Source organism: Sphingorhabdus sp. Alg231-15, assembly GCF_900149705.1.
GTDB lineage: Bacteria > Pseudomonadota > Alphaproteobacteria > Sphingomonadales > Sphingomonadaceae > Parasphingorhabdus.
In genome coordinates, this window is the sequence record NZ_LT703001.1 from 3,091,690 (window position 1) to 3,112,241 (window position 20,552).

The window sequence follows — 20,552 nt, forward strand, 5'->3', positions numbered from 1 at the left end:
TAGCTTACACGGGCCCCATGGGCGGGGGCAGCTGCCAGAGACCGTTTGTCAGTCGCTGAACAGCGCCAACATAGCCTATCGTCTCAGAGGGCCATTTCGTGGCTGTCAGATGCACATGGTGGTTTTAAACAGAAAGTCAGGCGAACCCGAACATTTTTCGCTGACTTGGCCAATCCAGCGGAATCGCGTTGGCGCGGGTCAGTTTGCGGCCGGTAAGATCAACGGGCTGAGTGCCATCCATGATGGAAGCAATGATATCCGGTGCCAGCCAAGAGATACGAACCAGCTGCCCCAAATACCTGCGACTGTAGTTGGCAAGTGCTGGATTTTCTTTGCCGTGGAGCAGCAGGTCCTGTGCTGCGAACGCTTGCGCGACCAGTTTTTGCAATGTCGGATCAGTTGCAGGCTTAATGTTTGTTCCGGTGGCCGGAACGGTAAGTTTCAAATCCTTGCCCTGTTTTGCCAGTTTTGCATCGACGCGAATTTCGCTTCCGTCTGCGTCATCCGACATCTGGAAGCTGACGATGATCTGTTCCTCTCGGATTTGCACTTTACCTTTAAGATCCATCAAAATCTTGCGCTTTTGGGGAACAGTCCCGTTACTTAGTCGATCAGCGATTTCCAGATTCACGGCGATGTGGTTTTGGATGACTTGAGCCTCATGGGATGTTGATTGAGCTCTCGAGATCGCATTAGCGAGTGTGTCTGTGACAAGCCGCTCAACTTCTCCAGCCGGCAATCTCCAGACGCTGTTCTTGTGATCTTCCGGTGCAAGGCGCGATACATAATAGCGGAATCGCTTCGCTCCCTTGCAAGCATGAGTTGGGGTCATGGGCCGGCCGCTTGGGTCGGTTATCAGGCCAGCGAGTAGGCTGGGGTTCTTTGCTTTCTTGCCCATAGCATTGTCTCTTCGATTGGTTGCAAAGATGGCTTGCACCTCATCGAACAATGGCTGGTCAATGATAGCGTCATGTTCACCATCATAGATGTTCTCGTTGTGACGGACCTTGCCAGCGTAAATCGGGTTTTTGAGTAGCTGGGCAAGTGACCCCGTGCGGAACGCAATGCCACCAACAATCCTGCCATCCTTGTACTTGCGCTTTTTGGTTCGATATCCTTGGGCGGCGAGTTCATCGACCAACTGGGTCAAAGAACGAAGTTCGGTATATCGCTGGCACAGGTGGCGGACGGTTTCTGCTTCTTGGGCGTTCACAATCAACTTGCGGTCCTCAAGGTCATATCCAAGCGGAACCGGACCTCCCATCCACATCCCCTTCTTCTTCGAGGCCTCAATCTTGTCGCGGATGCGTTCACCAGTAACCTCGCGTTCAAACTGGGCGAAGGAAAGCAGGACATTCAATGTCAGCCTCCCCATGCTGGTCGTCGTATTGAATGACTGGGTAACGCTCACGAAGCTTGCTTCATGCTCATCAAGGATTTCCACAATCTTTGCGAAGTCTGCGAGGCTCCGGGTCAACCGGTCCACTTTGTAAGCAACAATGACATCAACTCTGCCAGCCTTCACATCTTGCAGAAGCTGTTTAAGCCCGGGCCTTTCCATAGAGCCGCCGCTAAAGCCGCCATCATTGTAAAGCTCTGAACTACCTTCCCAGCCCTCATGGGTTTGGCTCAAGATATATGCAGCACAGGCCTCACGCTGAGCATCCAGACTATTGAAATCCTGCTCCAGTCCATCCTCTGTCGATTTGCGGGTATAGATCGCGCAGCGGGTTTTCTTCTTTGCTTCAGACATTGATCAACGCCTTTGGTTTGAAGCCGCTGCGCTTCTTCAGCCCGAAGAAACGCGGACCAGACCAATGGGCACCAGTGATCTCTTCCGCAATCTGGCTAAGGCTTCGAAACTGCCTGCCATCATATTCAAAGCCGTCCTCACCAACGAGCACATGATAGCTTTTGCCCTTCCAAGTACGGACAAGCATCGTTCCTGGCTTGAGTGCGATGTCCGGCAGCGTTCCCGCGCCGTTTGATTTTGCGAGTTGTTTTTGTAGCCGGGCGATTTGTTTTTTGACAGCTGGCGTCAGTCCACCGTGAACCCTCTCCTGCAATCGCCAAGCTATGGATCGCCGCAGGAGATCGGGTGGGATTTCCGGAACGGGTTTACGGAACACATCTCGCCACATCGAGCGGAGCTGGGCTGGAGGCATAGTGGCCAGTTCTTCCAGCCGAGTGTCCAAATCGCTCATCGGGATGCTTCCTTGGCGGATGGGCCAGACGTGATGCGATAAGCTGATCCTTCATCGCCGCGTTGCTCACGAACCAAAATAAAACCCCTCTTGCGCAGGCCGGTAAGGAAGGATCGAACGCTATGCGCTTGCCATTGGGTAGCCTCGCTGATTTCCTCAATTGAAGCGCCTTTAGCACGCGCCAATAGCTGTTTGACGCGGTCGGACTTTGATTGTGGCTTCGTTTTGACTTTGCTCATTGGGGTTCTCCAGTTTGGCACTGGAGGATCCAGCGCTTCCACTGACCCAGGCCGCGGATCGCTGTATAGCGGGCGGCGTTTCGTCACGATTGTCGCGACACGAACAGCAATGCTCAGTTAAGCATCGAAGTCCAGTCGAATAGTCATATTATGGCTGCTTTGCGGCCCAATTTCGGACATTCCAATGGAGTTCGCTTTATCCCGAAAGCGGACATTAGCTAAGGTCGTTTTTAACGACAGCAACTGGGCCGGTGGCAGACGGTCTGGTTCTGGCTGCTTTGGGCGCAAAAGCGGACACCGGTCATCCTCTGCCTAGAAATCTTTCACTGATCTTAGGTCACGACAATCTTCATCTCTGATCGCTGGCAGGTTCATCTCTAGGCGATATACTATTTTGCCGTTGTGTCTCATGTCACAAATTCGACGCTGATCTGACATTACTCTCCAGGTATCTGAACCAAAAAAGAAATCTACGCGCCCTTATCCATCAATTCGATCAATCGAAGCATTCGGTCGCCGGCGACATGCACCATATCGAGCAATCGCTCGTCCAGTTCGTCATCCGCAATGCCGCCCCCTGCGGCCAGTGTGGTTGTCGTGCGCAGACGGTCAGACAAGAAAGTTGCCAGCGCCTTGTAAAAGCGCGCAGCAAAGGACGTATTCTGTTCCAGTTCGCGGGTCAGGGCTTCTCGCGGCACGGCCAGCAGGCGGCATGACTCCGCCGCCACCACATCGGTCTCCGGCGGGCGACTCTCGACAAAAGACATTTCGCCGGCGACATCACCGATGCCAAGTGAGGCAACTGTTGTGCCGTTGCTCAGGCGGACTTCCATTGCGCCCTGCGTTACAAAATAGAGCGCGTTGACTTTTACACCTGCCCGGATGAGATTGTCTCCGGGACTGGCTTCGACAATCTTACCCAATTTTGAAAGCGCGAGCACATCTTCCTCGGTCAGATCGCCCAAAATATACAAGGATTTTCGCATATCCTATTCCTCCATCAACTGACGTTTCGCGAGCGAGGCAAAGCTGCCATCCATCGCCATTAACTCTTCATAGCTTCCCTGTTCGGCAATCTTGCCCTTCTCGAGCACGAAAACCTTGTTGGCATTTTCGATTGTTGAAAGTCGGTGGGCAATGGTTATCCGGGTGACGGCAAGGGCGTCCAGCGTAGCGGCGATCTGTGCTTGACTGGCATTATCCAACGCGCTGGTGGCCTCGTCGAAAAACAGCAGATTGGGCTGTGACACAAGTGAACGCGCGATCAGGATGCGTTGCCGTTGACCGCCCGATAGCACCGCTGCGCCCTCCGTAATCGGGGTGTGAATGCCCATCGGGAAATAGTCGAGATCGGACGCCAGTCCGGCACTGGCTGCGGCGGCCATACATTGTTCCAGACCCGCGTCATGGGCCCCGCGAATATTGTCGATGATCGAGCCAGCGAAAAGCGAGCTGGATTGCATGACCACACCGATTTGCGAGCGTACGCGTGCGGTATCCAGTTCGACTAGGTTTTGGTCATCGTAAAAAATCGAACCTTTGCCCGGTGTTTCAAAGCCGAGCAAAAGCCTGAGCAAAGTGGATTTCCCCGAACCCGAGCCACCGACGATGGCAACATGCGCACCGACGTCAATATCCAGCGATATACCGGACAGCACCGGTGCCAGTCCTTCACCATAGGCAAAAGTGACATCTTTCACGCTGATGCCGCCCTGCAATATGCCCGGATCAGCCTTGTTTACTGACAGTTCCACCGGAGCTTGCAATATGGGTAGAGCGCGGTCGATCTGCGGCTGGGCTGCATAGAGTTCAATCAGCTGTGAAGAGAGGCTGACAAAGGCCCCCTGGAACGATCCGAAAGCGACAAGGAACGCGATGAACATGCCTGGTTCCAGTGCATCCTTTGCTAGAATTGCTACTGAGCCAAACAGGATCACCTGGGTCAAAGTTTGCCAACTGTCAGAGGTAGCCGCAGAATAGCCGGTGATGATCCCGGCACGGCGTTCCAGATCCCGCTCTTGCCCATAAAGGTCTGCCCAGCGCGACAAGGCCCGGTCTTCAGCAGCGGCAGTGCGGAGTTTCGCAACGGCACTAATCATTTCGAAGCTGACTTCGGCCAGATTACCATCCAGCGCCAATGCTTCGCGAACCAGAGGCATTTGGAGCGCACGGGTCACGACTACGATCAGGATGTAGACGGTGATCAACAGAACCGAAATGAAAGCGAGACGGAGATCGTAGAAAGCCAAGACGAAGAAATAGAAGATAGAAAATACTACCGACAGACCAGCGGACAAGGCGATGGAAAGAATCAGAGACCGCATACCGTCAATCCCTGAGAGCCGCTGGTTGAGATCCCCCGCAGTATATTCGCGGAAGAACGAAGTGGGCAATCTCAGCAAACGATCAAACAGGGCAGTGGCCAGTCGGGAACCGGTTTTCCCCTGAATTCGGCTAACCGCGATGGCGCGGATTGCTGATAGTGCAAATGTCACCAATGCTGCGAGTACCAATCCGGCTCCGACGCCTATCAGCAAGGCCATCTCTCCAGCGGGTGCCAGATCGCTTAATATCCATCCGGTAGCAAGCGGGGTTATAATGCCAAGAAAGCCAACCAGGGTTGCCGCCAATGCGATGCTACGAAACTCGTCGAGATTTCCGCGAATAACAAATTTGGCCAGCGCCCAGAAGCCGGTAACGTCCTCTGGCAACGGGGCTGACAGAATGTAAGCATGCTGGTTGAAATCGGTTTTGTTATCGGTGTCGATTGGCCAGCCGCCTGCGGTCTGGTAACACCCCTTAATCCAAATCGCATTGGCAACCGCTCCGGTCTCTGCAAATTGCAGCAATAATGGTCCCTGATCATGTTCATACCAGTCCCCGGTCAGGGTAACGGACCGGGAAGACAGCCCAAATTGACGTGCCACAGCCGGCGCATCGTCAAACTCGTGTCCATTTCTAAATGATGGCGGTGAATCGGAATGAACATCAAGTGCTTTTGCGCAGTTGTGGATCGCCTCTGACAAGGGCTGCGTGGCGGCGATATCGCTTTCATGAACAGTATCAACCACCGCCCTGGTTCTGCGTAGGCGCTCCAATTCTTCCGCATCGCGCTGCATCGCCCCTGTCGTAAGCGCTTGCTCCAACGCTTGATTGAAATCAGCAATGGACAGCGACATTTCCGGATCAATCGTTTCGCCAAGGGACGAAGTCACTAGTGATTTCCATTGTGCTACGGCGTCTTCGCCATCGCGATCCTCCACCTGTTCCAGTGTGAGCGGTTTCCGGACAATCAGAACAAAATGGGCGTTTGGCGAGGCAGCCGGAAAAATGGCCTCACCATCTTTGACTTGTGATAGAAAATACTGCCCGGTGGAAGATCGCAGATAAAGTTCCGCCTCTCCTTTAGCAATTTGAAACGGTAAGCCATCGCGATCACAAATCAGCGGCGGTCCAACATCAAAACACGGCTTCTGTTTGTGCCCGTCACCAAAGTGAATCATTGCATCACTCATCTCACGCCTCCAGCAGACGGGCATAGGCACCCTCTTCCTGGAGCAGGCCGCTATGCGTTCCGCGTTCGATAATCTGACCGCGGTCTAGGACGATGATTTCATCGCAATCACGAATGGTCGAAAGCCGATGCGCAATCACGATGCAGGTCAACCCGCGCCGTCGGATTGCCTCCATCACCTCAAATTCGGAAACCGGGTCAAGCGCACTGGTCGCTTCATCCAGGATGATGACTGACGGATTAGTGGCCAGCGCCCGGGCAATCTCGAGGCGCTGTTTTTCACCCCCTGAGATATTGGTCGCACCGGATGCAATCGGCGCTTCATAACCGCCTGGCCAGGCCATGATCCGGTCGTGAATCGCAGCGTCTGTCGCGGCCTGAATCATATCCACATCGCCGATGCTCTTGTCCCAAAGCGATAGATTGTCGCGCACTGTGCCGTTGAACAGCATGACATCCTGCCGAACGAAGGCAAGCCGGGAAGCCAGCACATGGCGCGGCCATTGTCGCCTCGCCCGTCCGTCAATCTCTATCTGTCCGGCTTGTAGATCGACCAACCCGCCGATCATTTTGCCTACCGTTGATTTACCAGATCCGGAGGCCCCAACGAGTGCGATCCGCTGACCTGGCGCGATGTCTATAGAAAGACTATCGATCAGTGGTGGATCAAGGGGATTGTAGCCAAAGCTGGCCTCCACCAGCCGCACTGATCCTTTGGGTAACCTATCAATATCAACGATTTCCTCCCCTTCAAACGCCGGATCAACCTGCTGGTCCAGTGTATCATCAAGGCGCCCCAGAAATGTGCGCAATTGCTGCAATTCCGAGCCAAAGGAGGCCAGTGCGGTGATCGGTCCTGAAAAGCTCATCGCCAGTGCCTGATAGGCGACCAGCTCACCTAGAGTGAAATTGCCCTGCATCACCATATAACCGCCGCCAATCAGGGTCGTCAGCATGATGAAGGTCGAGAGCAGGGCTGGTACCGGCCCGGTCCATACCTGTACGGCGGTCGCCTCTTGCACGCCATTGATCGTCTTCGCCTGCAGCCCAGTCCAGCGGGTAAATAGCATATTCTCGCCGCCGGATGCTTTGTAGGTTTCAATATCCTTGAGCCCTGCAATCCGGGCACCCATCAGCTTGCCTTGATCGATTGAAACCTTGCGGTATTTCTCGGCAATGGTTGCGGTTGTGTAGAGCAAAATGGCGATATTGAGACTGGCAAGGCCAACGATGATCAGTGTCAACGGCACGCTAAAATAGAGCAAAACGATCAAGTAGAAGATCGCAAGGAGCAGGTTGATCGCCGCCTGAATCATCTGTTCAGATAAGAGGCTCACCAATCCTTCGTTGAGCCGGACGCGGTCGGCAATCTCACCAGTAAAGCGTTGTTCGAAAAAATTTATTGGCAGCCGGATCATATGCTGGAGTAATTGGAAGCCTGTCCTGCCTTTCATCTCGGCGCCCAGCCGGACCAGAGAAATTTCTTGCAATGCGATCAAACCAAATCGAAGCACGGCGGTTATCGTCATTCCTATCAATAGCGGCCACAGCCAGTCATCAAGCGACCGGACAAGAACATAATCGACAAAGATTTGCGTGAAGAAGGGAATGACAATCCCCGGCACCACCAGAGCCAGGCTGACCAGAAAAATGAACAGCAATCCGCCGCGATAGTCTTCGACACGGTTGATTAGTGAGACAAACATGGAAGGTCGGTCATCGCCTCTGACAAAATCTTCCGTTGGCGCGAAGGTCAGCACTACCCCGGTATAGCCGAGCGCAAATTCCTCCATCGGCTCGGTGCGATGACCCGATGCGGGGTCGTTGATGTAAACTTCACCATCTACAATGCCTTCGACGACCAGGAAGTGGTTGAAATTGACAAAAGCAATGATCGGGAAATTTAGATCCTCCAGATTTTCTGGTTCAACTTTCAGTCCCTTGCTTTCCAGATTATATTTACGCGCAGCTTTTAGAATGTTGGAGGCCTTTGCCCCATCACGCGAAATACCGCATTCCCCGCGCAGTTCTTCCAACGGAACGTAACGATCATAAGTCCCTAAAATCATAGCCAAAGATGCCGCACCACATTCTGCTGCTTCCATCTGCAGGATGGTAGGCGTTCGTGGGGGTTTCTTTCTGAAAAAGTTCATCGGGCCGACTTACTCAGCCCCTGACAAGCTATGACTAATCCGATTGCGCACTCCGGGCAGAACCACATCGATCATGGCTTTTTGTTCGACCACGATCTTACCGGCCAACATCGTCCCCTTGGTCACCGGGCGCTCGGGCCCGCTAGAAGATGACCAGCGAAAACCACTGGGATTATTGGTGCGTTCCAGCCGAACCTTGACCTCAATCGGCGGGGCGGTGGCGGATAGTTGCTCAACCAGTTGATCATTTTGCAGATATCTCCGCATGGCTTCCCGGCTCGCCGGAAGAGCACCAGCCGTGATTACTTCACCTTTGATATGGCCGTACACTTCTTTGGCGGTGGTTGTCGGAACCAATTCTACCACCATACCGGGATCGATGCGTTTTCCTCCATCGGGAGGGACGAACAGCACCGCGTCAAAGCCGCCCTTTTCGGCAGCCCTGTTGGTACGCGCATCGATTGTCGCGATTGCCTCTCCCGGCGCGAGCACATCGCCCGGATTGACTTTCAGTTCCAGTAAGCGGCCTGATTGTGGTGCGCGAATTAATATCTCATCATCGGTCTGGGCGCGCAGCTTTTCCAGCTCGCGGCGTCGTTCCTGGATCAGCTGGTTGTCCGCCAACCGAGACTGGTCGCGTCCATTACGCCGCTGTGCTGCTGCGACACCAACCTGCAATCGTTCCTGTTCCAGCTTGCGCATATCGGCGCGGATGGAATCATTGAGTGCAATCACATTCATCAATTCTTCGCGGGTTGCGGCATTTTGTTCAACTAGCCCACGCAGGTTATTGGCGGTCTCTTCGCGCGTCACCAATTGACGACGCAACTCGGCCATGCGGGCGTTGACCGATGCCAGTTGACGCGCTTCGGCCCCGCCCAGTCGACCTTCTCCCCGGCGAAAAACCGATTCAGCAACACCGGCTTTCATCCGCGCATCGCGCAGGGCAGCTTCGGCAATCCGGATATCGCGTTCACGATTATCGCGGGTTAGCCGCGCAATCACATCACCCTTCTGTACCTTTTCACCGGGTTCAACGAGTATCGCGTCAACGCGTCCCTGATATTGTACCGCAACTTCGCTCAGTCCGGCGGAATCGATCATGATCCCTTGCGCATTGACCTTTATCGGTACACTGGCGACAAAACCCCAGATCACCGCAAATAATATGATCACAGCGGTTACGATCAGAAATAGCCAATTGGTGGGCTTTACGAGACGCAATGGTTGATCCAGCCGGTCTGGACTCGCCATCCGGTCGATTGCTTCCTGCCTGAAAATCTGTCTGGCCATGCGCCTGGCGCTGCCTCCCCGGTTGGTGCGACCCTACCGTGATAAACCCCTCAATTCCTTGCTGAATTCATCCACGTTTCAGCACATTTGTCAAACAATGCAGTCCTCCCAAATTTTCCGCAAGCCTTTGCCCGTCCGGAATCATCCGTACTTCATACCCCAAATTTGTCCAAATCTCCCGATTGGCTTCATCAGTTTTTGTCAATTCAGGCCAGTTATCATGGCCATATTCGGGCATCCACACGATATTTCCCTCGACATCCGAACACTGCACCAAAAGATTGTTCGAACTGGCATAGAACCATATCCGCATTTGTTCGTCGACATTGTCCATGTAGATCATGGGCAGCGGATTGCGGATGGCATCAAAACCGCGTGCCTTTAAGTCCGCAGCGATAGTATCAAACCTTTCCGCCAGCGCTAGCGGATGCAGCGGATCATGCAAAATCTGCGCGGCCATAGCCGGATCACCAACCAATATTCGTTCCCGGCCATCTGAACCCGGTCCGGCCGGGGTCATGAACATATCAATGTGAAAGATCGGCTGCCGGGTTTCCGGCTTGTTATGATAGTGAAAAACTTCCTGCCATTTTTCGTCACCGTGATGGACCGAACGGCGCTCTTCAGCCGGACAATCGGGCGCGTCAATAGTGACTATTTCGCGACCGTCTTGCTCCAGCTCCGCTATCACTGCGCTATCAGCGCCGACAAAGATATGATTTTCGCTGATCAGGAAATTACCAGCTTCAAACGGTTCTGCGGCATATTCAATAGGCGTCGAACCATGTTCCGCCAAGAGCGCCGGCAATCGGTTATCCTCTCGGCGTTCAATCGAGGGTGTTGCCAGCAGCATTTTCTGTTCGTCGGATTTTGCTCCTGCCAGAAACAGGTCACAGGCCCAGCTTGTCATGGCTGCATCCCCGGCGTCCAATATGATCATCCGTTCCCGCTGGTTATCTGGAATGTCCCAGTAGTCGATTCCTACCTCTGCTCCCGTTTGCACCAACAGTGACACAGACGTTTTGGACGGCAAGCTATTGATCAGCGCGCTATAAACAGCCGAAAAAATTTGGGCTTCATGTTCCGGCACGAATAGCAGAACATGCTCTATTGCGCCGTCGATGCTGTTCAAAAGGTGCAAGACAAAAACCGTCAGTTCTGCAAAATCTTTTTGCCTTTGATCACAACATCACGCGATGCTTTCGCTCCGCCCGTTGTGACACCCTTGCTGTTTCCAACAACGCTGTAGGCACCAAACAGCTCCTCGGTCGCGGCACCACCGGAGACTCGGTCAAGCTGCTTCGCGCTCAGTTCCTCAGTTTTCTTGTCGGCCATCAGATACCACTCCCGCCGCCTTCTGCGACAACCCGTTTGGCGCGAACGCCGCTATTGGGTTGTGCAGTGCCGTGTATCTTGGAGCCGGGCTTAGCGGTTTTCACTATGCCACTATTCATTGCCGCACTACCATGGACTCCACCGGAAACTTGATCCAACTCCTCCACGTTCAGCTCATTTGATAATTTTTTCCCTGTCATAGCTTCGATCTTCTCAAATGCCGTTGCCACCGCCTGATGCGACGACTCCTTTACTTTTGCGAATACCAACGTTGGGTTCTGCGCCGCCATGGATCTTTGAGCCAGGTTTGGCGGTTTTCACAACGCCACTATTCATTGCCGCACTGCCAGCCATGCCGCCAGTCACCTGATCCAGTTCATCCTCATTAAGCTCTTCGTTTTTTCTATCCGTCACCATGTTTCTCCACTGCGTAGTTCAGATTTCGCCATCGCCAGCTTGCGCGACGATTTGCTTTTTGGATTTGGACAATCCCCTTGTTGCGCGAACAGATGTTCCCTTGGTCGACCCGGACTTTAGATGACTGACTTCCAGATTGGCATAAGCATCATGGGAATCAGTCGTTCCTCCGCCGGTCACTTTATCCAGTTCCTGCTCATCGAGCTCTTCGGGTACCTTGCCTGTCATTCCAACGTCCTTTTTCCGAATTCAGATTTCGCCATTGCCAGATTGCGCAACGATTTGTGCTGGTTGCTTGCCGAACCGCTTGCGATCTGTGCCGGAGGTCAAATTCTTTTCGGTTTCGCCAATATATTTGCGGCTGCCCTGTTGCCCAACATGAGTCAGCTCATGGCCAAGCAGTTGCTTACCTGCAGCGCCGCCGGTCACTTGGTCAAGTTCCTGCTCGTTCAACTTGTTGGGGTCTTTCTTGTCATTCATCTTATCTCTCCACATCATAACCAAGTGTTCAGCGCTTGGGATCGGTACTTCCGCTCGGAGCAAAACTACGCGTAATAGTCTCAGGATTATATTGAGCCGCGTTTGCTCCTTTGGATGTTGCCCCTGAAGTGGTCGTTAACTTGTCGCTGCCTTGCTGAACCGTGTGCGATAGCTCATGCTGGACGCCGCCAGTGACCTGATCCAGTTCTTGCTCATTCAGCGCGTCGGAGTTCTTCCGGTCAGTCATATTATTGCTCCGCCGATTAGATACTGTTTCCACCACCGCCGGCAACCACGCCCTTGGTCACACGAATGCCAACTTTGCTGCCAACGCGGATGCCAGCACCTTTGGCTACCCGGCCACCAACTTTGTCGGCCACACGAATACCTTTCGCACCGGTCAGGCTAGGCTTGATATGGCTCACCTCCAGATTGGCGTGGCCACCGGTCACATGATCCAGTTCGTCTTCGTTCAGTATTTCGGTTTTCTTGTCAGTCATTATCATTCTCCGTGAAATCTAAATCGCTTCCACCCAGTTTTCGGTGAGCCTGGGAATATCAGGAAAGTCGCTGCCTGATTATTCGTCTTCGAACACCCGTTCCATGCCTTTGGGCGTAGGACGCTTAACGCCGCTGTTCGATGCCAAGTTACCCTGTGCCTTGCCTCCATCACTTGTCCGGGCCGACCCATAAGTAAGCGAAACATGTTCTCGATATTCGTGCTTACCCGCTCCGGCAACCTCATCCAGCTCTGCTTCATTCAGCTCTTCGGTTTGTTTTTTATCGGTCATATCCATTCTCCTGTCCGGCGATATTGGGCTCAGTGCTAGAATTTTATTTTCTCGTAGTTGAGCGAGAAGTTTTCGGTTGGAACCGTGTCAGCCGCACTTGTTGTGTCCTTTTTTCTTGGCGGGCCCGCCTCGCGAACGGACTGAACCGCGGGCAGCAACAACGCAACACCGCCAGTTACCTGATCCAATTCAGCCTCATTCAATTCTTCTGTTTTTGTTACATCGGTCATTTTCAATCTCCTGATTTCGTTAGTGTCGATCACGTTAGCGTGATCAAACAGGCGGTCGCGTCATTCGTCGTCGAATACCCGTTCCATGCCTTTGGGGGTGGGACGTATGATTTTACCATTTCCCGATTTTTTGATCATTGCTGGTTCGTCTCCCATGACGCCACCGACGCCTCCGGCTACTTCATCCAGTTCTTGTTCGTTCAGTTCTTCTTTTTTTGTACGGTCTGTCATCGCGAAAATCCTTGTCGCTTGTTGTGTTTGCAGACCCTTTATTGATCAAGTTACCACAAACGCCTGTGTTGCGTCTCACAGCCGCGATTAATTTCTGATCATCGATGTCGTATTTTTCCTAACATATTGAAATTGTTATAGGATAAAATCGCCAATCAGCAAAAATTTGGATGGACGCAGCGCGTCCATCATTCAAAGCCGCCGCCTAGTGCGAGGTGCAAATCGACTCGGTTGAACAATCGGTCGCGGCGTGTAGACAGATACGCACTACGGGCGTTGAGAGCGCGTTGCTGTGTTTCCAGCACATTAAAAAACGGTTCAATCCCAGCGCGATATCTTTTGGTAGAAATATCAAGCGATTGCTCCGCCGCATCCGCCGCCACCAGGAATGCCGCCTCCCGCGCCGCCAGATTGCTATCTATCGCCAGTGCGGTTTCCACTTCAAACAAAGCCTGTAGCGCAACCTCTGCATAGCGTTCCAAGGCTTCATCTTGTTCACCCTCACGCTGATCCACTTGCGCGCGTAAACGCCCGCCTTGGAAAATCGGTTGCAACAATTGTCCGGCAATCGACCATATGAAAAAGCCGCCATCAAACAGATTGGCAAAGCTACCCGCCGATGTTCCCGCTGAGCCACTAAGAGAAAGACTGGGCAGGAATGACCGCTTCGCCGCATCCAACCGGTAACCGGCCGCCGCAAGCTGCAAATCCGCCGCCACAACATCTGGTCGCCGCGAGAGTAGTTCAGACGGCAGGCCGGTTACCGGGACCGGTGGCAGTGCGGGTAAGGCATCAGCTAGCTCAATCTGGCCATCGGGATAATCGCGCAGGATAATCTCCAGCTGCCGGACCAAGCGCTTATAGTCCTCCTGCCGCGCCTCCAGCCCACCGCGCGCGGTCTGCTGGTCGGTGATGACCAGGGTTTTTGAACTGAGCGGCGATATCCCGGCTTCAACACGCAGATTGAGCTGACGAGTCAGCTCGCCATAGGTTTCGAGCACCCGGCTCGAGAGCGCAATCTGCTGTTCTGCCTCAATCACCGCGAAATAGGTTCGCACGGTTTGTGCCGCCACCGCTTGCTGCACGGCACGCAGATTTGCAGCAGTGGCCAGAAAGTCCGCACGGTCGGCCGCATTGAGAGAAGATAAGCGCTCCCAAAGATCCGTCTCCCAACCGACGTTGACTGACAGGTCCAGCGTATGGAGTATCCCTGTGTTGCCCGCACCGCCACGACCAACGGCGCCTAGTCCCGCACTGACCTGTGGAAGCAAATCCGCCCGTGAAATCCGCGCCTGCGCCCGCGCTTGCTCCAGCCGCGCCATGGATTGACCGATAGAAGGATTTTGCAAGACCCCTTCTTCCACCAGGGTCGTTAAACGGAGATCACCGAAACTTTTCCACCAGCGCGTGTCAATCGCCCCGGACTGGTTGGATCCCACGAATTGTGAGGGAATATCGCGAGCCACATCGGAGACAGGTTTGGGAGCAGCCGCACAGGCCGAAACCAAAACCATTGCAATCGCACTGGGTATTACCCGAAATTTAGCGCGCATAACGGCGCATCTCCCACCAAGCACCGCGACCTCTATATTAGTTCATAATCATCCACACCAGATGTGCCAGTTCAATCTTTAAATGCGGGTTAACCGTGGCGTCAGCTATAGGGATTAGGCAGTCATGACCACTTTAAACACGAAATCGGGCATTGAAATCAAAAATCTGCGGGATAGAGTCGTTTCGTTCCTATATTTTCGGTATTGCTATCTTCATAGTGCTTTCGGTCGACAAAGCGAAATACGCAGTTGTGATATGCCTCACCTACGGATTCGCCAATATACTGCAATGAAGCGACCGTAGGCGATCACAATATCCAGGAGAACGACAATGGTTGACAAAAAGGGACCACAAGAGTTGGAAGATCATGAGCTTGATCAAGTAATCGGCGCAGGTGACAAAGTACCTTATCCTAACACCAGTGACAGTGGTGGAGATGTCAAGGTCTCTGGGAAATCAAAAACTACAGTTGAAGGCGACGGTCCGAGTAGTGGATCTGGTGTAGCAAAAGGTGGGTCAAAATCGTCGGGAGGTTCCTCCACTTCATCTGGTACAGTGACGGTAGCGAACAATCCGACCACCCGCTATTAGCATGTAATCACTCACTGAGGCTCAATATTGCCCCGCACTAAGACGTTTTGGAGTAGATCGATCAGATAGAAAAAATATGTTGGGTCACACTCAAAAAAGTTCATTCAGAAAAGACTTATAGTACTAATTTTTGCGTTTATTGAGCGTCCGCGATCGGGATAAAGCGGTCTCCATTGGAATGTCCGATATTAGGGCGCTTATCGGACCGATATCTTCTGCATTCCTAACGTCCGCTTTTGCGCCCTAAGCGGACACTAGCGTTGTGGCCGCAATATCCCGAAAGCGGACATTAGCTAGAGCTCGGCGAAACTGATCGAAATCGATCTATTGCTGCCATCGCTTCTTCCAAGGTTCTATCTGTCGCGGTTAAAGACAGCGCGATATCTCCACCAGCCAGTCTTTGATTGGCTTTGGCTAACCAAGCTAACAAACCTTGACTTGGAAACATCTCGGGGTTCTGGAGGTGAAGAATGATAAACCGTTGCCTCTGATAGCTCCACTCAGTTATATCGCTAATTTCCGCCCATGGGATCATTTGGTCGGACCACTTTTTCCAACGGACACCTGTGGGACTGATCCGCAACTGCTCGCTTTCATCGAACAGATTCTTTATCCAGGTCACTGTGGAAAAACCGAAAAATACTATGCAGAACCAGCCTATTCCGTTTATCAAAACAGGTGAATAACGGGTCGACCCTGGAATAGCGCCGAAAGCGCCAATCATCCACATACCAGTAACAACGAAAGCAACCGAAGCCATACTCAGTAAAATGGTTCGTGAGCGAGAAGCGTGTGCTACAAAATCATCCATTGGCCATCTCTATCTTCTTCTAAATGGGTGTTTTTCCAAAATCAGGAAAATAGTCACGCCAATAGTCGTCTATTGACGATCTTTGCGAATATGGATTGCGAGCGCTGGCTCCGCCATCCCCAGTTCATGGGATAGGTGATATCCGATCGACAAAATCTGTTTTTCTAGTGTCCGCTTTTGCGCCCATAGCGGACACTAGCGTTGCGGCAGCTTTATCCCGAAAGCGGACATTAGAATCTTGGCAGATGTACCAATAGGGCTTTCAATATTTTCAATATCGTTCGAAATCCGATGTGACCGAATGCATCGGGTCGGATTTCAAAAGTTGCTGAAATCCGGTTGCCGTGAACGTTATAATTCCAACAATCAGTTCAATTTTAAAGTGATACAACTTCATTTTTTTATTTGGAGTAAGGCTTTCATTCTCAATCTCTACACTGACCAAATCGATGCCTTGAAAGTTTTGGAAGTCCAAGCCGATATTGAGAGCATTTACATTTTCGAATACCAGTTCGGCTTCAGCAATAAGATACCCCTTCGTGCCATGTGCCAACGGCGACTCCAAGATATAGTCTATGTCAAACTTCATTGATCCATGTTTGTTTGGGAAGGCCAAACCGTAGGTGCGGCACTGACTCCATCCAAGTTCACCGATGTCGGCTTGGGTCCATTTTTTGCCTTTTTTATATCCGCTCAAACTTGATCACTCACTTTATCTATTAAACAAGTTTGCTGTTAACATGGATGGCTGATCTCTTTTGCGTTTTCAGACACTAGCACATGCCAACTCTATTTCTGCAACATCCCGAAAGCGGACATTAGTGCCCACTCGATGGAACGACTGATTCTGGAGGTGAAAGCGGGCATGCTAATAAAGCCAGTCCACCTCATCTCAACCGGCGCGGATAATGCTCTGTTGGGGTTGCTGATCGGCTATGATCTTAGAGCCTCGAAAGAGTGGTTCCTTCATGTAAGAGGAATCCACTCGCTCATTCTTAGGTCTTCTTGGCTGGCATGAGCGCGTCTTTGAAGTCGCCTTCATACAGTTCAATCAGAGCACGATCATCGTGGTCCCAAGGGTGAAAACCAGGCTTAAAAAAGGAAAGCCAAGCCGGGAAAGCCCGGCGCATCATTCCAGGGCTAAGGGTCAGGTACTTAAACAGGCCCCAACGTGCCTTCCAACCGGTCACGCCATCCTGAGCAAGTAGATCCAGCGCATCGCGCCAGCGATTGCGGAAGAACCGCACAGTTACTGTGAGCATAATAAGACTGCGCAGTTTCCAGCGTCGCCATTTTGACCAATGGCGCGTTGCATGGTTCCAAGTGTCAAAGGCCACGCCCTTGTGCTCGACCTCCTCAACCGCGTGCCAACGCCACATGGCTCGCACCTCTGGGTCAGCCTTTTCGAAATGTTTGGGGTTGGCAAGAAACTCATTTGCCATGATCGCAGTGTAGTGTTCTAGCGCCATAGTCGCGGCCAGATTGACGATAGGGGGATGATCCTTGATCAAACCCAGCATCTTGCGCACCCGTTCATCAATCGTCTCAATGTCATAGCCAGCGTCTTCGGCGAGCTTGTTGAATGCGATATGCTCGCGAGTATGGTTGATTTCCTGCCGAACAAACGCACGGATCTCCGCCTCAAGCTTAGGGGGAGCGCCCTCGCGGTGAGCCTTTACAGCTTCAATGAAGAATGCCTCGCCGCGCGGAAAAGTGGCTGAAAGCACGTTGTACCATGCCGTTCCATAAGGATCGCCTGCCCACCACCGTTTGGGGGTCTTTGCCCTATTGAACCGCTCGTCACGGATCTTGATGTCGAGGTCTCGTGGTGTGTTCCTGCTGCGGGCTACGGCGTTTCGTTCAGCTATCGTGGGAGTATTCATCGATTGGTTTCCATTCGAATGTTTCAATCAAACTTTGATCACAGAATTGAGGCTGGCGGTTAGACCGCAACTCGCCTTGGCTTGCTCCAATCTAAGCTGGGGCCAGCAATGCCCGGGTCGCAGTGTTGAGGACGCCTGTGCCATTAAGATATTGACCGCCATCTGCGATCAACGTGGTGCCCGTCACATAGCTGGCGAGTGGCGAAGCAAGGTAGGCCGCCGCGGCACCAATATCTTCAAAAGTGCCGAAACGCCCAGCGGGGATTGTGTCGAGCAATTGCGTTTTGAGGCTGGGATTAGCGAGGAGGCTGGCCACCCCCTTGGTTCCCTCGACCGGGCCCGGAACGATGCAGTTTGCCCTGATGTTTGCCCGGCCCCACTCAAGCGCGAGTTGCCGCATGAGCTGATCAACGCCGGCCTTGGCAGCGCCCGCATGCGCCTGAAACTCAAACGGCATGAATGCCTGCGCTGCGGAAATGAAGATGATGGAACCTGAGGTCTCAGCAAGCTGAGCATGCGCTGCCTTAGCGGCATGAAAGGAGCCGATAAGGTTAATATCGACTACGGTCTTAAAGGCGTTGGAGGACATGGCTTCTGCTGCGCACAGGAAGTTGCCTGCCGCCCCCGCAACCACGACATCGCAAGGTCCCAAAGCCTCCACCGTCCCAGATAAGAAAGCCTCGACAGCGGCAAGATCGCGGACGTCCGCTGAATTCGCTACGACTTTTGCGCCCAGCGCTTCGATTTCAGCGCGCGCTGCGTCCAGCTTCTCCTGCGTGCGGCCGCAGATTGCGATATTCGCGCCAAGGCTCGCAAATGTCTTAGCAATGCCAAGATTGATGCCTGAACCCCCGCCGGTCACTGCGACTGTTTTGCCTTTGAAGAGTGTCGGAGAGAAAACGTCCGTGATGGTCATGTGGGATCCCCATTTTGCAAGTGTGTATTAAGGTTCAGAGCGCTGAGGCCTGATACGGTTTGTTCGGTAAACTCGGCAAACTCGCCAGCGCTTAGGCCGCGCACCATTATGTCAATCGAACGCGGCGCACCAGGCGCGCTTTCGTGGGCGTTGATATGGAGTTCTGCATATTCCGGGAGCCTGTTGCGCAGCAACTCCCGCGCGGCCGTTGCCGCTGCCAACAAGCGAAGGGTCGGTTTGTAAATCTTGCCAATCGTGGTGAGCGGCATGGTCTCCACAATCTCAATCCGAGATGGTGCTGCTGGGCGCTCCGAAACCTCATTGCGAGCAAATTCTTCTAGCTCTTCAACGGTGGCGGATTGGCCGGGGTTTAGGGTCACATAGGCGATGGGGACTTCGCCCGCGTATGTGTCGGGCTGACCAACCGCGGCGACCATGTTGACGGCCGAGTGGGCGGCCAACGCTTCTTCGATCAGGCGCGGATCAATATTGTGCCCTGAGCGGATGATGAGGTCTTTGGCGCGACCCTGAAGCCAGACATAACCGTCGTCATCGCGCCAGCCCAGATCGCCGGTGTCGAGCCAGCCATCTGCATCAACGCGCTCTTCGCCTTCGGCAATGCCTGCCGAGTTCACAAAGGTGGTCGTGGCCACGACATTGGGGCCGCGCAGAAGGATCTTGCCGACACTGCCCGGTGCAACATCGCGGTGCGGGCCTTCGTCTTCATTTTCGACGATGCGCCCTTCCTGATAGGGGACGAACGGTCCAACAGAGCCAGCGCGCTTTTCCCCGCCAGCAGGGTTGCGCGCGCAAAAGGTCGAGGCCTCTGTCATGCCGTAGGTTTCAACGATTTCTGTATCGACAATCGAGGTGATTGCTTCGATCAGTGCGGGCGACAGGGGAGCAGCCCCGCTCACGATCTGGCGCAAGGACGAAACATCGCTAGTGATGGGAATGTCTTTGAGCACGCTCAGCACGGTTGGAACAACCGCAGCGCTGGTCACGTGATGGGCCTCAATGATCTTCCAAAAATCGCCGAGCATGAACGGATTGCGGAAGCCTGATGGTCCGCAAAGCAGGATTGTCGCCCCGCTTGCCAGCGATATCAGCGGCGTCGCGATCCCTGCAATCACATGGTATGATGGCAAGCCGGCAAGCGACACATCACCAGCGCGGTACCCGCTACCCAGCAGCCCCATACAGGTTGTCGCCAGCTGATTGGCGTGGGTCATCGTAAGCAGCTTGGGCGCAGATGTGGTGCCGCCAGTGTGAAAGATACCGGCAATGTCAGTGGACACTGGCGGTTCAATATTGACCAGACGTTCTGCCTCACAGCCTTCGATGAAGTCGCGATACAGCTGAGCGCCTTCTTCTTCGGCATCCAGAGTTACGATGGTGACCGGCTCTGGCAGAGACTGCGCCACCTCGACGGCCTTGGCGTAAATATCGGGGTCCGCTTTGGAGCTGACCGTAATGATCGCTTTGACCCGGGCCGCAGTCATAATATTCGTGATATGGCTTGCAGAGAGTAGCGGGTTAACCAGGTTAGCTCGGCCAACAGTGCTTGCCGCGAGCATGCAGACATAGGTTTCAGGCAGGTTCGGCACCAGAAATCCGACCGCATGATCCCGCGTTACACCTAGGCTCGCAAACGCGTTGGCTGTACGGATCACTTGCCTTTTGGTTTCCACAAAACTCAGCTTCACAGGCTCGTCATTTGCTAGCCCGTGTGCGAGGAACGATATGTAAACGGCATCGCCCCAAGTCTCCGCCGCGCTGCAAACCAATTCGTAGATCGATTGCTCGGATATACGCTCACCAATCGGAACGCTTTCATAGCGCTCTATATCTTTGATCGTGGTGAGCGCTGCCTTGTCTTGCGCTGACATTTGCGTGAGCGACAATGCCAT

General features: G+C 53.3%; 25 protein-coding genes. 1 reads left to right on the forward strand and 24 read right to left on the reverse strand.

The window, feature by feature from the left end:
• Positions 1 to 136: 136 nt before the first annotated feature.
• The 19 genes from DG177_RS15085 to DG177_RS15170 all read right to left on the reverse strand — a co-directional run bounded on the left by DG177_RS15085 (position 137) and on the right by DG177_RS15170 (position 14,440).
• Positions 137 to 1,753 (reverse strand): recombinase family protein, encoded by a 1,617-nt coding sequence (locus tag DG177_RS15085; protein ID WP_108812236.1) that lies wholly within the window; start codon positions 1,751 to 1,753, stop codon positions 137 to 139.
• Positions 1,746 to 2,204, reverse strand: coding sequence for a DUF2924 domain-containing protein (locus DG177_RS15090; RefSeq protein ID WP_108812237.1), 459 nt, complete (start codon positions 2,202 to 2,204; stop codon positions 1,746 to 1,748). The genes DG177_RS15085 and DG177_RS15090 overlap by 8 nt, the downstream gene beginning before the upstream one ends.
• Positions 2,201 to 2,443, reverse strand: a complete 243-nt coding sequence (locus DG177_RS15095) for a DUF3489 domain-containing protein (protein WP_108812238.1) — start codon at positions 2,441 to 2,443, stop codon at positions 2,201 to 2,203. Before DG177_RS15095 ends, DG177_RS15090 begins: the two co-directional genes overlap by 4 nt.
• Positions 2,444 to 2,913: 470 nt before the next feature.
• Positions 2,914 to 3,429 (reverse strand): cyclic nucleotide-binding domain-containing protein, encoded by a 516-nt coding sequence (locus DG177_RS15100; protein ID WP_108812239.1) that lies wholly within the window; start codon positions 3,427 to 3,429, stop codon positions 2,914 to 2,916.
• A 3-nt stretch (positions 3,430 to 3,432) separates the two neighbouring features.
• Entirely contained in the window at positions 3,433 to 5,958 is a 2,526-nt protein-coding gene (locus DG177_RS15105) for an ATP-binding cassette domain-containing protein (RefSeq protein ID WP_337658908.1), read from the reverse strand.
• Position 5,959: 1 nt separating this feature from the next.
• Positions 5,960 to 8,110 (reverse strand): NHLP family bacteriocin export ABC transporter peptidase/permease/ATPase subunit, encoded by a 2,151-nt coding sequence (locus DG177_RS15110; protein WP_108812241.1) that lies wholly within the window; start codon positions 8,108 to 8,110, stop codon positions 5,960 to 5,962.
• Positions 8,111 to 8,119: 9 nt separating this feature from the next.
• Positions 8,120 to 9,403, reverse strand: a complete 1,284-nt coding sequence (locus DG177_RS15115; RefSeq protein ID WP_108812242.1) for an NHLP bacteriocin system secretion protein — start codon at positions 9,401 to 9,403, stop codon at positions 8,120 to 8,122.
• 67 nt (positions 9,404 to 9,470) lie between these two features.
• The gene (locus DG177_RS15120; RefSeq protein ID WP_337658909.1) at positions 9,471 to 10,544 is read right to left on the reverse strand and encodes a hypothetical protein; all 1,074 of its coding nucleotides are present in this window, start codon (positions 10,542 to 10,544) and stop codon (positions 9,471 to 9,473) included.
• 11 nt (positions 10,545 to 10,555) lie between these two features.
• A complete protein-coding gene (locus DG177_RS15125) occupies positions 10,556 to 10,738 on the reverse strand; it encodes a hypothetical protein (protein WP_108812244.1) in 183 nt (60 codons plus the stop codon).
• Positions 10,738 to 10,938, reverse strand: a complete 201-nt coding sequence (locus tag DG177_RS15130) for a hypothetical protein (RefSeq protein ID WP_337658910.1) — start codon at positions 10,936 to 10,938, stop codon at positions 10,738 to 10,740. The genes DG177_RS15125 and DG177_RS15130 overlap by 1 nt, the downstream gene beginning before the upstream one ends.
• Before the next feature lie 13 nt (positions 10,939 to 10,951).
• A complete protein-coding gene (locus tag DG177_RS15135; protein ID WP_108812246.1) occupies positions 10,952 to 11,155 on the reverse strand; it encodes a bacteriocin in 204 nt (67 codons plus the stop codon).
• 18 nt (positions 11,156 to 11,173) lie between these two features.
• Positions 11,174 to 11,383, reverse strand: coding sequence for a hypothetical protein (locus tag DG177_RS15140; RefSeq protein WP_108812247.1), 210 nt, complete (start codon positions 11,381 to 11,383; stop codon positions 11,174 to 11,176).
• A 21-nt stretch (positions 11,384 to 11,404) separates the two neighbouring features.
• The gene (locus tag DG177_RS15145) at positions 11,405 to 11,635 is read right to left on the reverse strand and encodes an eCIS core domain-containing protein (protein ID WP_337658911.1); all 231 of its coding nucleotides are present in this window, start codon (positions 11,633 to 11,635) and stop codon (positions 11,405 to 11,407) included.
• Positions 11,636 to 11,663: 28 nt separating this feature from the next.
• Positions 11,664 to 11,882 carry a hypothetical protein gene (locus tag DG177_RS15150; protein WP_108812249.1) on the reverse strand — a complete coding sequence of 73 codons (219 nt, stop codon included), beginning with the start codon at positions 11,880 to 11,882 and terminating at the stop codon, positions 11,664 to 11,666.
• A 16-nt stretch (positions 11,883 to 11,898) separates the two neighbouring features.
• Complete coding sequence (locus DG177_RS15155; protein ID WP_337658912.1) at positions 11,899 to 12,135, reverse strand: hypothetical protein; 237 nt, start codon at positions 12,133 to 12,135, stop codon at positions 11,899 to 11,901.
• A gap of 78 nt (positions 12,136 to 12,213) precedes the next feature.
• Complete coding sequence (locus DG177_RS15160) at positions 12,214 to 12,426, reverse strand: hypothetical protein (protein WP_108812251.1); 213 nt, start codon at positions 12,424 to 12,426, stop codon at positions 12,214 to 12,216.
• Positions 12,427 to 12,461: 35 nt separating this feature from the next.
• A complete protein-coding gene (locus tag DG177_RS15165; protein ID WP_108812252.1) occupies positions 12,462 to 12,656 on the reverse strand; it encodes a bacteriocin in 195 nt (64 codons plus the stop codon).
• A 60-nt stretch (positions 12,657 to 12,716) separates the two neighbouring features.
• On the reverse strand, positions 12,717 to 12,887 hold the full coding sequence (locus DG177_RS17760) for a hypothetical protein (protein ID WP_337658913.1): 171 nt from the start codon (positions 12,885 to 12,887) through the stop codon (positions 12,717 to 12,719).
• A gap of 188 nt (positions 12,888 to 13,075) precedes the next feature.
• Positions 13,076 to 14,440 (reverse strand): efflux transporter outer membrane subunit, encoded by a 1,365-nt coding sequence (locus DG177_RS15170; protein WP_108812253.1) that lies wholly within the window; start codon positions 14,438 to 14,440, stop codon positions 13,076 to 13,078.
• 331 nt (positions 14,441 to 14,771) lie between these two features.
• On the opposite strand from DG177_RS15170, the gene DG177_RS15175 reads away from it, so the two are divergent.
• A complete protein-coding gene (locus DG177_RS15175; protein ID WP_108812254.1) occupies positions 14,772 to 15,032 on the forward strand; it encodes a hypothetical protein in 261 nt (86 codons plus the stop codon).
• 289 nt (positions 15,033 to 15,321) lie between these two features.
• On the opposite strand, the gene DG177_RS15180 is transcribed toward DG177_RS15175, so the two are convergent.
• From DG177_RS15180 to DG177_RS15205, 5 genes are all read right to left on the reverse strand, one after another.
• Complete coding sequence (locus DG177_RS15180; protein ID WP_108812255.1) at positions 15,322 to 15,843, reverse strand: STM3941 family protein; 522 nt, start codon at positions 15,841 to 15,843, stop codon at positions 15,322 to 15,324.
• 271 nt (positions 15,844 to 16,114) lie between these two features.
• Positions 16,115 to 16,540, reverse strand: coding sequence for a hypothetical protein (locus DG177_RS15185; RefSeq protein WP_108810423.1), 426 nt, complete (start codon positions 16,538 to 16,540; stop codon positions 16,115 to 16,117).
• 298 nt (positions 16,541 to 16,838) lie between these two features.
• Complete coding sequence (locus tag DG177_RS15195) at positions 16,839 to 17,726, reverse strand: metal-dependent hydrolase (RefSeq protein ID WP_108812257.1); 888 nt, start codon at positions 17,724 to 17,726, stop codon at positions 16,839 to 16,841.
• 91 nt (positions 17,727 to 17,817) lie between these two features.
• Positions 17,818 to 18,642, reverse strand: a complete 825-nt coding sequence (locus DG177_RS15200; protein ID WP_108812258.1) for an SDR family oxidoreductase — start codon at positions 18,640 to 18,642, stop codon at positions 17,818 to 17,820.
• Positions 18,639 to 20,552, reverse strand: coding sequence for an AMP-binding protein (locus tag DG177_RS15205; RefSeq protein WP_108812259.1), 1,914 nt, complete (start codon positions 20,550 to 20,552; stop codon positions 18,639 to 18,641). The genes DG177_RS15200 and DG177_RS15205 overlap by 4 nt, the downstream gene beginning before the upstream one ends.

Coding starts and splice junctions, on each gene's coding strand:
- DG177_RS15145 (WP_337658911.1), bottom strand. CDS start 11,635: ATGAATGACAAGAAAGACCCCAACAAGTTGAACGAGCAGGAACTTGAC.
- DG177_RS15160 (WP_108812251.1), bottom strand. CDS start 12,426: ATGACCGATAAAAAACAAACCGAAGAGCTGAATGAAGCAGAGCTGGAT.
- DG177_RS15155 (WP_337658912.1), bottom strand. CDS start 12,135: ATGACTGACAAGAAAACCGAAATACTGAACGAAGACGAACTGGATCAT.
- DG177_RS15115 (WP_108812242.1), bottom strand. CDS start 9,403: ATGGCCAGACAGATTTTCAGGCAGGAAGCAATCGACCGGATGGCGAGT.
- DG177_RS15125 (WP_108812244.1), bottom strand. CDS start 10,738: ATGGCCGACAAGAAAACTGAGGAACTGAGCGCGAAGCAGCTTGACCGA.
- DG177_RS15170 (WP_108812253.1), bottom strand. CDS start 14,440: ATGCGCGCTAAATTTCGGGTAATACCCAGTGCGATTGCAATGGTTTTG.
- DG177_RS15150 (WP_108812249.1), bottom strand. CDS start 11,882: ATGACTGACCGGAAGAACTCCGACGCGCTGAATGAGCAAGAACTGGAT.
- DG177_RS15165 (WP_108812252.1), bottom strand. CDS start 12,656: ATGACCGATGTAACAAAAACAGAAGAATTGAATGAGGCTGAATTGGAT.
- DG177_RS15175 (WP_108812254.1), top strand. CDS start 14,772: ATGGTTGACAAAAAGGGACCACAAGAGTTGGAAGATCATGAGCTTGAT.
- DG177_RS15110 (WP_108812241.1), bottom strand. CDS start 8,110: ATGAACTTTTTCAGAAAGAAACCCCCACGAACGCCTACCATCCTGCAG.
- DG177_RS17760 (WP_337658913.1), bottom strand. CDS start 12,887: ATGACAGACCGTACAAAAAAAGAAGAACTGAACGAACAAGAACTGGAT.
- DG177_RS15130 (WP_337658910.1), bottom strand. CDS start 10,938: ATGACAGGGAAAAAATTATCAAATGAGCTGAACGTGGAGGAGTTGGAT.
- DG177_RS15095 (WP_108812238.1), bottom strand. CDS start 2,443: ATGAGCAAAGTCAAAACGAAGCCACAATCAAAGTCCGACCGCGTCAAA.
- DG177_RS15100 (WP_108812239.1), bottom strand. CDS start 3,429: ATGCGAAAATCCTTGTATATTTTGGGCGATCTGACCGAGGAAGATGTG.
- DG177_RS15195 (WP_108812257.1), bottom strand. CDS start 17,726: ATGAATACTCCCACGATAGCTGAACGAAACGCCGTAGCCCGCAGCAGG.
- DG177_RS15085 (WP_108812236.1), bottom strand. CDS start 1,753: ATGTCTGAAGCAAAGAAGAAAACCCGCTGCGCGATCTATACCCGCAAA.
- DG177_RS15200 (WP_108812258.1), bottom strand. CDS start 18,642: ATGACCATCACGGACGTTTTCTCTCCGACACTCTTCAAAGGCAAAACA.
- DG177_RS15135 (WP_108812246.1), bottom strand. CDS start 11,155: ATGGTGACGGATAGAAAAAACGAAGAGCTTAATGAGGATGAACTGGAT.
- DG177_RS15105 (WP_337658908.1), bottom strand. CDS start 5,958: ATGAGTGATGCAATGATTCACTTTGGTGACGGGCACAAACAGAAGCCG.
- DG177_RS15205 (WP_108812259.1), bottom strand. CDS start 20,552: ATGGCATTGTCGCTCACGCAAATGTCAGCGCAAGACAAGGCAGCGCTC.
- DG177_RS15090 (WP_108812237.1), bottom strand. CDS start 2,204: ATGAGCGATTTGGACACTCGGCTGGAAGAACTGGCCACTATGCCTCCA.
- DG177_RS15140 (WP_108812247.1), bottom strand. CDS start 11,383: ATGACAGGCAAGGTACCCGAAGAGCTCGATGAGCAGGAACTGGATAAA.
- DG177_RS15180 (WP_108812255.1), bottom strand. CDS start 15,843: ATGGATGATTTTGTAGCACACGCTTCTCGCTCACGAACCATTTTACTG.